10 protein-coding genes are annotated in these 12705 nt (G+C 71.2%); 3 read left to right on the top strand and 7 right to left on the bottom strand.

The annotated features are described in order from the left end of the window. Together ROTAS13_RS27105 and ROTAS13_RS10520 are read left to right on the top strand one after the other, a co-directional pair. Window positions 1–569: O-antigen ligase family protein (locus tag ROTAS13_RS27105; RefSeq protein ID WP_371329180.1), on the top strand; the 569-nt coding region annotated here is incomplete at its 5' end. Beyond that, entirely contained in the window at window positions 566–1780 is a 1215-nt protein-coding gene (locus ROTAS13_RS10520; protein ID WP_019460086.1) for a hypothetical protein, read from the top strand. The genes ROTAS13_RS27105 and ROTAS13_RS10520, both read left to right, overlap by 4 nt. A 34-nt stretch (window positions 1781–1814) precedes the next feature. Here ROTAS13_RS10520 and ROTAS13_RS10515 read toward each other — a convergent pair whose 3' ends face one another. Continuing rightward, a complete protein-coding gene (locus ROTAS13_RS10515; protein ID WP_075822294.1) occupies window positions 1815–3086 on the bottom strand; it encodes a sensor domain-containing diguanylate cyclase in 1272 nt (423 codons plus the stop codon). 327 nt (window positions 3087–3413) lie between these two features. Here ROTAS13_RS10515 and ROTAS13_RS10510 point away from each other — a divergent pair, with 327 nt between their 5' ends. Then, entirely contained in the window at window positions 3414–4175 is a 762-nt protein-coding gene (locus ROTAS13_RS10510; RefSeq protein ID WP_075822293.1) for an SHOCT domain-containing protein, read from the top strand. A 46-nt stretch (window positions 4176–4221) separates the two neighbouring features. Here ROTAS13_RS10510 and ROTAS13_RS10505 read toward each other — a convergent pair whose 3' ends face one another. From ROTAS13_RS10505 to ROTAS13_RS10480, 6 genes are all read right to left on the bottom strand, one after another. Next, entirely contained in the window at window positions 4222–5871 is a 1650-nt protein-coding gene (locus ROTAS13_RS10505) for a hydantoinase B/oxoprolinase family protein (protein ID WP_253187655.1), read from the bottom strand. Beyond that, a complete protein-coding gene (locus ROTAS13_RS10500; protein ID WP_075822292.1) occupies window positions 5871–7961 on the bottom strand; it encodes a hydantoinase/oxoprolinase family protein in 2091 nt (696 codons plus the stop codon). The genes ROTAS13_RS10505 and ROTAS13_RS10500 overlap by 1 nt, the downstream gene beginning before the upstream one ends. A gap of 346 nt (window positions 7962–8307) precedes the next feature. After that, complete coding sequence (locus tag ROTAS13_RS10495) at window positions 8308–9675, bottom strand: NAD-dependent succinate-semialdehyde dehydrogenase (RefSeq protein ID WP_019460081.1); 1368 nt, start codon at window positions 9673–9675, stop codon at window positions 8308–8310. 194 nt (window positions 9676–9869) lie between these two features. Then, the gene (locus tag ROTAS13_RS10490) at window positions 9870–10610 is read right to left on the bottom strand and encodes an SDR family NAD(P)-dependent oxidoreductase (RefSeq protein ID WP_019460080.1); all 741 of its coding nucleotides are present in this window, start codon (window positions 10608–10610) and stop codon (window positions 9870–9872) included. A gap of 123 nt (window positions 10611–10733) precedes the next feature. Continuing rightward, window positions 10734–11558: a lysozyme inhibitor LprI family protein gene (locus ROTAS13_RS10485; protein ID WP_075822291.1), complete on the bottom strand. Its 825-nt coding sequence runs from the start codon at window positions 11556–11558 to the stop codon at window positions 10734–10736. A gap of 176 nt (window positions 11559–11734) precedes the next feature. Then, complete coding sequence (locus tag ROTAS13_RS10480; protein ID WP_075822290.1) at window positions 11735–12658, bottom strand: hypothetical protein; 924 nt, start codon at window positions 12656–12658, stop codon at window positions 11735–11737. Window positions 12659–12705 lie beyond the last annotated feature (47 nt).

Raw genomic sequence — 12705 nt, 5'->3', positions numbered from 1 at the left:
CCCGCCCGGGCCGGACCCTCGCCGCCGCCGGGGTGGCGGCGGTGGTGCTGCTTGCCCCGATGGCCACCGCGCTGCTCGCCCGGCCGGAGGTCGCCGCGCACCTGCCGCTCTCGGCGGTCCACCGGGTGCTGATCTGGGATTTCGCGCGGAGCCGCGCCGCCGAGCGCCCCTGGCTGGGCTGGGGCATGGAATCCAGCCGCGCCATTCCCGGCGGCCGCGACAACTTCCCCACGGAGAACCTCGCCCGGCTGGGCATGACCGGCCCCGAGGCGCGTGCCTTCTTCGACCGGCCGGGCGTGGAGGCGCTGCCGCTGCACCCGCACAACGCGCCGCTGCAACTGCGGCTGGAGCTGGGCTGGCCGGGCCTGCTGCTCTGCGCCGGGATCTGGGCCGCGCTGGCCTTCCGCGCGCCGGGACCGCTGGCCCTGGGCGTCCTGGCCTCGGCGCTGGTGACCTTCCTGTTCTCCTACGGCGCGTGGCAGCCCTGGTGGGTGGCCAGCCAGGCCCTTGCCGTCGCCATGGTCTCGGCCCTCGGCCCGGCCCGGATTCCGGGAAAGGCGCGGCCATGAACCGGGTCGAAGGACTGAACATCCGCCACAGCCCGGCCTCCGGCCTGTTGCAGATCGGGCTGCGGCTGGCCGGCTCCCTGCCACCCGGAACGGTGCATGGGCGGTTGCGCGGCCTGCCGCCCCTGACCAATGCCGCCGTGGAGATCATCCCGGCCCCAGGTGGCGAGATCCGTGTCGAGGCCACCGCCGTGCTGCCGCCGGGGGTGGGGCCGGAAGCGGTGCGGCTGCTGCTGTCCAGCGGCGAGGCGCCGCTGCTGTCCCTGGCGCCCCTGCCGGCGGTCCAGGAGCGGGCCGGGCTGGCCACGCTGGAGCCCCTCGATGGAGGCGGTGCCGCCGTGCGGGCCTGGGCCGAAGCCGGCCTGTCCCCTGGACTGCTGGTGGATCACCGCGCGGAACCGCTCCAGCCGGCGGGGGGCGGCCTCTGGCAGGCGTGCCTGCCGGAGGCTCCCGTGCGGCTCGCCGTCACGCTGGGGCCGGACCGGGGGCTGGTCACCAACCCCCTTTCCGCCTGGATGGCGCCCAACCCGGCACCGGACCCGTGCCTGGATGCCCTGCATGGCCGCCATGCCGGGCAGGTTGCCTGGCTGATCGGCAACGGCCCCTCGGTGCGGCCGGAGGAGCTGGACCGCCTCCAGGGGCGGCTCAGCATCGCCTTCAACCGCTTCCACCTCGCGCAGGGCAGCATGCGCTTCCGCCCGACCTATACGCTGAGCGGCGATGGGCAGGTGATCGGCGATTTCGGCGGGGAGATCGTCCGCGAGGCCGGCGGCCCGGTCTTCCTGGCGGCGGAAACGCGGCCGGACCTGCCCGGCGACTGGATCTGGCTGCGTCAGGCCGCCGTCTGGCCGACCCTCTTCTCGCTCGATCCGCGGCGCGTGGTGGGAGCCGGCGGTTCCTCGCCCTTCGCCGCGTTCCAGCTCCTGTGGTGGATGGGGGTGCGCCGCTTCGTGATCTACGGGGCGGATTTCCACTTCGAGGGCGCGGAACCCGGGCAGGACGGCCTCGCCCATGCCGAGGGCAACCACTTCATCCCCGGCTACCGCGGTGGCCGGAGCTGGATCCCGCCCTCCTGGCGCGACATCTGCACGGGCTTCCTGCTCGCGCGCCATCTGGCGGAGGCGGAGGGCGGCTGGGTCCGCAACGCCACGCGCGGCGGGATGCTGGAGATCTTTCCGCGCATCGGCTTCGAGGACGCGCTGGACCTGCGCTGAAGCGGGGTCCTGGCCAGCCCGGCCGGGGAGAGGTTCAGGCCGCGAGGATCACGCGATTCCGGCCGGCGCGCTTGGCGCGGTACAGCGCGTCGTCGGCCTCCCGGATCAGCCGCCCCGCATCCTCCACGCCGCCGGGGGCCGGGGTCAGCGAGGCGGCGCCGATGCTGACCGTCACCGGCTGGCTGGCATTGAAGTCATGCGTGTGGTCGCCTTCGATAGCCAGGCGGATCGCCTCGGCCACCACGCGTGCGCCTTCGGCATCGGTGCCCGGCAGGATGGCGGCGAATTCCTCTCCGCCGAAGCGGGCGGCCAGGTCTCCGGGGCGGCGGATGCCCCGGTCGATGTAGCGCGCCACCATCCGCAGGCAGGTATCCCCGGTGGGGTGGCCGAAGCGGTCGTTGATCCGCTTGAAGTGGTCGATGTCGATCAGCAGCAGGGACAGCGGCTGCCGGTTCCGGCCGCCGCGCCGGGCCTCCTCCTCCAGCACCGCCTCGAAATGCCCGCGATTGGCGATGCCGGTCAGCCCGTCGGTGACCGCCATGGTCGCGATGCGCTCATAGGCTTCCTGCAGCTCGCGCTGCTGGCGCTTCAGCGTGGTGATGTCGGCATGGCTGACATAGCCCGTGCCGTCCTCCATGCGCCGCTCGATCACGCGGCGCCAGCGGTCCCCCGGCAGCTCCACCTCGAAGGGGGCGCCGGCGAAGCGCGCATTGTCGAGGAAGGCATCGAGCGCCGCATCGGCCTGCCCCTCCCAGAGGAGTTGCAGGACCTCCCGGAAGGTGCGGCCGATGGCGACCTCCTTGGAGGGCAGGTCGTAGAGCTCGACGAATTCCTGGTTGGCGTCGGTGATCCGGCCCTCCCGGTCCAGCACCGTCGCGCCATCCGCCAGGTGCGCGAAGGGATCGACCGGCATCCTGGACTCACTCGCCGGCAGGGCCTCCGCCAACGCCTTCCAGACCCGCACGCGCCCACCCTGCGGCAAGGGAAGGGAGGAGACCAGCAGCCGGCGCCCGCGATGCTCGAAGCTGAAGGGGCGGGTCTGGGTGCGGTGGCGCGCGATGCCGGCCGCGACGAATTCCGGCAGGCGGTCGTGTTCCGGGCCGCTGAGCCGGGCGGCGTAGAAGCGCTCCAGGTTGCTGGCGTAGGGCTCCCCGACATGCACGTGGCCGTCATGCTCGGGGAAGAAGCGCAGGAAGGTCCGGTTCCAGAGCAGGGTCCGGTCCTCGGCATCGAAGAGGCAGAGCGCCAGCCCCTGGCTGTCGAGGATCTGGCCGATGACGCCGATGGTTTCCAATCCGTCAGGCATGGCTTCCGCAAGGGGCGGATCAATCTGACCAGCCACGGCGTGTTGGCGGATATCGTGTTTCAAACAACGTTCCACGAAAGCACCAGCCTTCCCCACCCCTATGGTTGCATTTCATACGGCATATGCAACTTTTTAACAGCGGCTTTCCCGCATGACTGCTCCCTGCACAGATTTCAGGTCAGGTGGTGACAGGGGTTTCGTGACGAAGTCGGCCCCATGACGTTGAAGCCGTGGGTGACAGCGAGCGGCACGGGGCGGGATGCTCCTTTCTTCCTGGCCTTTCTCCGGGGCCGCGGCGCACCGGTGGCGGTCCAAGAAGGAAGCAGGATGAGCGACAGCACGAAGACCGGCCCGGCCTTTCTGGACATGCTGGCGCGGCGGCATGGCTTCAGCAACGAGGCCGCGTGGGAAGCCTACCATGCGCTCCGTGCGGGCAAGGGGCGGCAGGCGCAGTTCAGCCATCCAGAGCTGGGCGGCATGGGCCAGTGGGCCGGCGACGGCATGGTCATGATCGGCGACATGTTCAACGGCGCGCTCAAGATCAGGGTCGATGCGCTGCTCGGCGACCTGTCGGCCCGGATGCGGGACATGCCGGCGGAGGACCAGCCGGAGGCTGCCTTGCCGGAACGGGCCGGCCGGAGCTGGTGGCCGGAGGGCCTCGGCACGCCCGCCACCAGCGGGGCGCAGAACGGGCAGCGCTATGCCTGGTTTCCCGAGGCGCGGCGGCTGGCCATCGAGACGGCGGGGACCGTCACCCTCTATGACACGGGGGAGCACAGGATCGGCGGCGTGTCCCAGTCGCAATCGGGGTCCGGGCCGGGCCAGCTCCGCTTCAGCAGCCAGCATGGCGAGCTGCGCCTGTCGGAGCTGCCGCTGGCCGATGGAACGGACGGCGCCTCCACCCTGCCGGAACCGGCGGCCGGGCACGGGGCCGCGGGGCACGGGGCCGCCCTGCCCGGCACGCCGGAAGCGGCGGGCACGGGCGAGCCCCTTTCCGCCCTGGAAAGGCTGGGCAGGCTCTACCAGCAGGGCCTGCTGACCGAGGAGGAGTTCCGGGACAGCAAGGCTTCGCTGCTGCGCCGCCTCTGACGGAAACAGGCGCGGGCCAGGGATCGGGTCTCCCCGGCCCGCCGCCTCAGCGGCGCGTCACCAGCCCGTCGGCGATGTCGCGCTCCGCCAGCGCCGGGTCGCGCGCCGCCGGGTCGCCCATGCCGCCGCCGCCCGGCAGCTTCAGCAGCAGGCGCCGCCCGGCCGGGATGACCTGGTAGCCCTTGGGCCGCAGCAGCGTGCCGTCATCCAGGCCGACCCAGCCCGGCGCGCCGTCCTCGCCGCCGTCGCGGCCCTTCGGTGCGTTCTCGACCCGGTCGAAGATGGCGTTCACGGCGAATTCCGCCTCGCCCTTCGTGCCGATCTCCATGATCTGGCCCATGCCGCCCCGGGTGCGGCCGGCGCCGCCGGAATCCGGGCGCAGCTCCTTCCGCCAGAAGATCACCGGGGCGACGTTCTCGGTCGCCTCCACCGGCATGGTCCGCACGCCGGAGGGGAAGGCGATGCCGTCCAGCCCGTCCCGCGCCGGGCGCGCGCCGGTGCCGCCGGAGTTGAAGGTGATGATCTCGAAATCCGGCAGGGCGGCGTTCTGCCCGCTCACCTCGGAGCCGCCGCGCAGAGGGGGGTTCCACAGCGCCGAGGCGCCTTCCGCCGTCACCCGGTCCGGCACGGCCTGGTGCAGGCAGCCCATCATCAGGTCGGGCAGGAGCTGGCCGATGATGTGGCGGACCGCCACCGGATAGGGGCGCGGCGCGTTCAGGATGCAGCCCTCCGGGATCACCATGCGGAAGGGCAGCAGGCTGGCCCAGTTGTTCGGGATCTCCGGCGCCACGACGCATTTGATGCCGAAGCAGGCATAGGCGCGGCAATAGGCGGCCGGGACGTTGATGGCACGCCCCGAGAGTCCCGATGTGCCCTCGTAGTCCACCTCGATATGGTCGCCCGCGACGGTCATCGCCGCGCGCAGCTCGACCGGCGCCTCGTAGCCGTCGGAACGGATCGATGCGCGGTAGGTGCCCTGCGGCAGCTTCGCGATCTCCGCCACCGTGGCGCGCAGGCTGCTGTCGAAGATGAAGGCGGCGAGCTCGTCCACGCCCTCCATGCCGAACTCGTCCATCATCTCGACGAGGCGCCGCACGCCGGCGTCGTTGCAGGCGCAGAGGGAGTAGACGTCGCCCTCCAGCTCCGCCGGGGTGCGGGTGCCGGCGCGCAGGATGTCGAAGAAGGTCTCGTTCGCCACGCCCCGGTCGAAGCACTTCACGATGGGGATGTAGATCCCCTCCTCGAAGACCGAGCGCGCCTCCGGCCCCATGCCGCGCCCGCCGACATCGATGACATGCGCGGTGTTGGCGAAGAGGCCGACGATCTTCCCGCGGCGGAAGGCGGGCGTCACGACCGTCAGGTCGTGCAGGTGCCCGGTGCCCAGCCAGGGATCGTTGGTGATGTAGTGGTCGCCCTCCCGCATGGTTTCGACCGGGAATTTCGCGAGGAAATGCCCGACGCTCTCCATCATGGAGTTCACGTGCCCCGGCGTGCCGGTGACGGCCTGGGCCAGCATGCGGCCCTGCAGGTCGAAGATGCCGGCGGACAGGTCGCCCGCCTCCCGCACCGTGGTGCTGAAGGCGGTGCGGATCATGGTCTGCGCCTGCTCCTCCACCACGGCGATCAGGCGGTTCCACTGGATCTGCCGCTGGATCGCGGCGAGCGGGTTCGCCGCGACGTTCTGCATGTCGTCCATCACGCGACCTCCCGGTTCAGTTCCAGATAGCCCAGCCCGTCCATGGCGCAGCTCCAGCCCGGGCCGACCAGGGTGCTCGTTTCCGCCTCGGCGACGATGCAGGGGCCCTGCACCACCGCGCCGGGTGGGAAGCCGGCGCGGTCATAGACCTGCCAGTCCGCGACCTCGCCCGTCACCGTGTCGCGCACCCGCTGCGTCCGCACCGGCGCGGGGGCCGGCGCGGCCTCGGCCCGGGCGGCCGGGGCGGGCTTGTCCGTGAGGGTGGCGACGGTCAGCGCGAAGCTCAGGATCTCCACATCCGAGCCCGGCACCGGCCGGTCGTAGAAGCGGGCGTATTCGCTGTCATAGGCGGCGCGGATCGCGGCGATGTCCGCCTCCGCCAGAGCGCCTGCCGGGAGTTGCACGGCGATCTCGTGCCCCTGGCCGACATAGCGCATATAGGCGATGCGCTTCTCCTCGGTCGGGCGGCCGAAGGCGCCCGGGGCGACCATGGCGCTGGCCTCGCGCGACATCTCCTCCAGTAGCGCGTTCACCGCGGCGAGGTTGAAGGTGGCGAAGCGCTGGTAGAGCGAGCGCACCACCTCGTAGCCCACCGGCGCGCGCAGGAAGCCGATGGCCGAGCCGACGCCGGCGCCCGAGGGCACCAGCATCCGGCGGATGCCGATCTTTTCCGCGACGCGGTAGCCATGCACGGGCCCGCCGCCGCCGAAGGCGATCATGGCGCAGCCGTCGAAGCTCGTGCCCGCCTCGATGGCATGGACGCGGGCCGCGTTGGCCATGTTCTCGTCCACCATCTCGATCACGCCCAGCGCCGCCATTTCCGGGGAAAGGTTGAGCGGGCCCGCCACATGCGCCTCCAGCGCCGCCGCCGACTTCTGCGGATGCAGGGTCAGGTTGCCGCCCGCGAAGGTCGCGGGGTCGTAGCGGCCGAGCATCAGGTTGCTGTCCGTCACCGCCGGCCTCTCGCCGCCGCGCCCGTAGCAGGCCGGGCCCGGATCGGCGCCCGCGCTTTCCGGGCCGACCTGGATCAGGCCGAGGCTGTCGATGCCGGCGAGCGAGCCGCCGCCGGCGCCGATCTCCACCATCTCCAGCACGGGAATGCGCAGCGGCAGGCCGGAGCCCTTCTTGAAGCGGCCGACGCGCGCCACCTCGAAGCTGCGGCTGGCATGGGGCGCGTAGTCCTCGATCAGGCAGACCTTTGCCGTGGTGCCGCCCATGTCGAAGGAGAGCACCTTCGGCAGTCCGCGCTGCCGCGCCACATGGGCGGAGAAGATCGCCCCGCCTGCCGGGCCGGATTCCACCAGCCGGATCGGGAAGCGCGAGGCCGTCTCGAAGGTGGTGAGGCCGCCGCCCGAGAGCATCATGAAGAGCGGCGCGTCCAGCCCCATCTCCCGCAGGCCGACCTGAAGGCGGGCGAGATAGCGCGCCATCAGCGGCTGCACATAGGCATTGGCGACGGTGGTGGAGAAGCGCTCCCATTCCCGCATCTCCGGGCTGACCTCGGAGGAGAGCGAAATGGAGAGTTCCGGCCAGAGGTCGCGCACGACCGCGGCGGCGCGGCGCTCATGCTCCGGGTTGACGAAGCTGTGCAGGAAGCCGATCGCCAGCGCCTCGACGCCCTGTTCCCGCATCGCCGCGACCTGGGCGCGCACCGCATCCTCGTCGAGCGGCAGCAACACCTGGCCGCGATGGTCCAGCCGCTCCGGCACCGGCAGGCGCAGGCGGCGCGGCACCAGTGGCTCCGGCAGGGCGATGTTCAGGTCGTACTGGTCGTAGCGGCTCTCGTTGCCGAGGGCGAGCACGTCGCGGAAGCCCTCGGTGGTCAGCAGGGCGGTCCTGGCGCCCTTGCGCTCGATCACCGCATTGGTGGCGAGCGTCGTGCCATGCACCAGCAGCGACACATCCGACGCGGCGAGCCCGGCCTTCTCCAGCACCAGCGCCACGCCTTCCAGCAGCCCCTTCTCCGGCGCGGAGGGGGTGGTCAGGACCTTGGCCGTCCAGCGCTCCGTGCCGGCTTCCGTGACCCGCTCCACCGCGAGGTCGGTGAAGGTGCCGCCGATATCGGCAGCGAGACGGATATCGGCGCTCATCGGCCCGGGTCCATCGGGGAAAGGGGTTGCGGCGCAAAGAGGCGCTGCGGCATCGACATCACTCCACGGTTCAGGCCGCGCCCGGGGCAAGGGAAAAGGCGAACACAGTCAGCCCCGGCGCATGGATCGGCTCCGGTCCAGCAAGGAACATGCCGGGGGTCCGCCGATCCTGCTTCCCCGATCCTGCCCCCGGGTGGCGGGCGCGAAAAGCCTCGCGCCACCGCCACCGGGCCACCGGCCCGCGATCCGGCCCCTGGGCTGGCGTCCATCCGGGCGGCAAGGCGTCCGTGGAATGCGGCACCGGACGGGCCGCCCCTCCTTCGGGGACCGGCGCCGCCCGGAACGTTCAGGCGATCGAGACCGCCTTGATGTTCACGAACTCCCGGATGCCGAAATGCGAGAGCTCGCGGCCATAGCCGCTCTCCTTGACGCCGCCGAAGGGCAGGCGTGGGTCGGAGACCACGGGCTGGTTGACGAAGGCCGCGCCGCATTCCAGCGCCTCCGCCGCGATGCGCTCGCCGCGCGCCAGGTCCCGGGTGAAGACGCCGCCGCCCAGGCCGAAGGCGGAGGCATTGGCCACGGCGATGGCCTCCGCCTCGTCCCGTACCCCGATCACCGAGGCGACGGGGCCGAAGATCTCCTCGTCATGCGCCGGCATGCCCGGCCTGAGGTCGGTGAGGACCGTGGCGGGGTAGAAGGCGCCCTCCCCCTCCGGCACCTCCCCGCCCAGCAGCAGCCGCGCGCCCTGCTCGACGCTCTGCCGCACCTGCCCGTGCAGATCGTCGCGCAGGTCCCGCCGCGCGATGGGGCCGTATTCGGTGTCCCTGTCGAAGGGGTCGCCGAAGCGGCCGGCCTTCATCGCCGCCACCAGCAGCGCCTCGAAACGCTCGCGCACCGGCTCCACGACGATGAAGCGCTTGGCGGCGATGCAGCTCTGGCCGGAATTGATCAGCCGCCCCTTGGCGCAGGCCGTGGCCGCCGCCTCCAGGTCGGCATCCTCCAGGATCAGGTAGGCGTCGCTGCCGCCCAGCTCCAGCACCGTCTTCTTCAGCACCGAGCCCGCCTTGGCGGCGACCTTGCGCCCGGCGGGGCCGCTGCCGGTCAGCGTCACGGCGCGCACCAGCGGGTTCTCGATCACCGCATCCACCGCGTCGCTGCCGATCAGCAGGGTGCGGAACAGGTCGCGCGGGAAGCCCGCATCGCGGAAGACCTCCTCGATCGCCAGGGCGCAGCCGGGCACGTTGGAGGCATGTTTCAGCACCCCGGCATTGCCCGCCATCAGCCCCGGCGCGGCGAAGCGGAAGACCTGCCAGAAGGGATAGTTCCAGGGCATCACAGCCAGCACGACGCCGAGCGGGTTGAAGGCGACGAAGCTCCTGCGGGATTCCGTGGGCGCGTCCTCGCGGCTGAGGAAGCGTTCCGCGTTCTCCGCATAGAAGTCGCAGGCCGTGGCGCATTTGCGGGCCTCGGCCTCGCCCGCCGCCACCGGCTTGCCCATTTCCATGGCCATCAGGCGGCCGAACTCCGTGGCCCGGTCGCGCAGGACGGCACCCGCCCGCCGCATCGGCGCCGCACGCTCCGCGAAGGACGTCCGGCGCCAGCCGAGGAAGGCCCGCTGCGCCGCCTCCACGGCCTCCGCCGCCTGGGCGGGGGTCAGGGCCTCGTATTCCTTGACGGTCCGGCCATTCACCGGATTCACCGACGCGATCGCCATGCTGGGAGCCTCCTCTGTGCTCGGACGGAGCCGGACAGGATGCCGCGGCGTGGTCCCCGGCAGCGGGGAACGGCACCGCCCGGAGGCTTATCTAGGCGGGCGGCGCGGCGGATCGGCTTGGGTGACGGGCTCGTGATGCGGGTGGCGCGGGCCCGGCATTCCCAGCCCTCCCTCCCGGTCCTCGCCCGGCAAGGTCACACGTGCTGGCCGCCGTTGATGTGGATCTCCGCCCCGTTGATGTAGGAGGAGGCCTGGGAGCAGAGGAAGAGGATGGTCTCCGCCACCTCCCGCGCCTCACCCAGGCGCCGCATCGGGATCTGCTCCTCGACGATCTTCTCCGTGCCGGGGGAGAGGATGCTGGTGCGGATCTCGCCCGGGGCGATGGCGTTCACGCGGATGCCATGGGCGCCGAACTCATGCGCCATCTCCCGCGTCAGGGCGTTCAGCGCCGCCTTGGAGCAGGCATAGGCGGGCCCCGCGAAGGGATGCACGCGCGAGCCGACGATGGAGGTGACGTTGACGATGTTGCCGCCCGCCGCGTGCAGCTCCTCGAACAGCCCGCGCGCCAGCAGGGCGATGGAGAAGAGGTTGACGTTGAAGACCGCGTTCCAGGCGGCATAGTCCGTTTGCAACACTCCCAGGCGCCCGCCATCGGACCCCTTGGGAGAGATGCCCGCGTTGTTCACCAGCGCATGCAGCCTGCCGTCCGGCAGGCGCTGCTTCACCAGGGCGATCAGCTCCCCTACCTGCACCGGATCGGAGAGATCGGCCTGGAGATGGCTTTCCCGTGCCTCGGGCCAGCGGCACTCCTCGGAGAAGGGCTGCCGCGACACGGTAAGGATGCGCCAGCCTTCCTCCTGGAAGCGCTTGACCGTGGCATGGCCGATGCCGCGGCTGGCGCCCGTCAGCAGCATGGTCTTGCGGGTGGTGGACATGCGGGGGACCCTCGGTGCGGCGCACCATCTTCTAGAACATTTCGGGCCCCTTGGCTCCTGCCGCGATGGCCCTGGCGACCCCGGCCCGCAGCTTTCGCCACAGCGGCGGGCGCCCGGCGGCGCCTAGCGCCGGGACGGAACGCGCCGGGCCGGGCGGTCACAGCCGATTCGCATACTGGTTTCCGGCCCCATGGTGGCCGGCGCGTTGCCTTGCCGCGAGTTCGGCGGAAACACCAGCGTTCCATAGAGCACGGCACCCTGGCCCGCCATGCTTTCGCAGCGTGCGCCCTCCTCCGTGGCGACAGCATAGGCCCCCTCGGCCGTCCGCCGGATCGTCACCGCGCAATGTTCCACCGGGTCGCGGGACCGCATGCCCGATTCGAAACGCCAGCTGGCATCCGGGCTCAAGGCCCCCGGAGAGGCGGCCGGCCTGGCGAGACCCTCCACGGAGAAGTTGCTGCCCCGACTGGTCCAGGAGGACAGGACGAAGTTCAGGCCGCCTCCCGCAGCGCGCCGGACGAGAAGCATGTCGGAGCTCTCTCCAGGGCCGAAATTGCAGTACTTCCCGTCACCCGCGACACCGGCGGGCGCGGCGGGCGCGGCGGGCGCCGGGCTTGCCTCCCTTGCCTCCGGGATCGCGGACAGCGTCGCGACCCGTTGCTCATAGGCGGTCCTGAGACAGGACTCCGTGCGGCAGCGGTTGCGCTCGGCCAGCCATTCGCGTTGTCCGGCCCGCAATTCCGGCACGCCGCCCCCGCCGGCGGCGCGGAAGGCGGCCGCCATCTCCTCGTCGAGGCTTGAGAGCCCGCTGTCGCGGCAGATCATCCGTTCCACGGCAGAGCCTGCCTTGGCACAGTCGAAACTGGCGGCCTTCGCCTTTGGGGATGGCAGGGCGGAAAGGACGAGGCACAGCAGCGGCAGCAGGAGGCGGAGGAACGCAGGGGCCATGATCGGATCTCCCGGAATGTGGTCCCGGTGCCGCCACGTGGCGGCACCGGGCCTGCCCGGAAGCTAGGGCATCCCGGCCGCTGATGCGGTGACCGAAAGCAGGCCGGGATTCCGTTCCGGCATCATATTTATGTTCCCGGCTCCTCCCCCCTCCGGCCCGGGTGGCCGGGCCAGGCTCAGAACAGGCTCTCGAAGCCGACCTTCGGGAAGGCGTCGAGATGCGTGCCCGGCGTGGCGTTCAGCACCTCCACCCCGTTCGCCGCGCCCCAGAGGCTGCAATAGCTGTAGCAGACCTCCGACCAGGCGGTACGCGGCGGCACGAAGATGCGGTTGCTGGTGTAGTTGTTGGTGAAGTGCGTCGGCCCCTGGGCGGTGTTACCTTCCCAGAAGTCGAAGCCGAGCCGCGTGCGCTTCACCAGCTCCTCCGGCGGGATATGCGCCGTCGGATTCGGGTCCTGCTCGTCCTGCCCGCGCCGGCGCACCTTGGCGATGGGGTAGGAATGGTCCACCCCCACCAGCACGACCGGGTTGCAGCCCATCATGACGGCAAGCTGGATCAGCACGATCGTCACGGTGAAGCTGTTGAACAGCATCGCCGGCGTTTCCCCGAACTGCGGGAAGCCCAGGATCTGCTCGCCGGCCAGGATCTCGCCCGGCATCGGCACCGGCACCTGGTTCGGCATGCGCAGGAAGCCGAGATACTCGAAGGGGATGAACTTGATGGAGTCCGCATCCATCCCCGCCTCGTACTCCTCGCGGTACATCTCGATCTGGAGCCGGTCCGAGATGGCCCAGTAGGGGAAGGCCAGTCCCCAGTCGGCATAGCCCATGAAGGAGCGGTTGGAGCCGAGGGCGATCTCCCCCTTCAGCCGCCCCATGTCGATCTGCCGCAGGCTGGGCCCGTTGCCGACCACGAAGGCGCGCTTGCCGGCATGGCGGTTGCGGAAGGTGTCCAGCAGCAGCGGCACCTCGATCCGCAGCTCCCGTGTCCGGCCCAGGAAGTGGAAGCGCCGGGCGCCGAGCGCGTGCATCACCCGCACCGCCGGATAGCGGTCGTTCCAGGCGGGCTGCTCCTCGCCGCTGAGGAAGACCATGGACATGCGCCTGTCTCTTGATCACATCTACGCACAGCTCCACCGTAAGGCGA

Origin of the sequence: Roseomonas sp. TAS13, assembly GCF_001950415.1 — a bacterium.
GTDB lineage: Bacteria > Pseudomonadota > Alphaproteobacteria > Acetobacterales > Acetobacteraceae > Roseomonas > Roseomonas mucosa.
The sequence above is the reverse complement of the archived record's forward strand: the minus strand, read 5'-3'. Positions and strand labels throughout refer to the sequence as shown.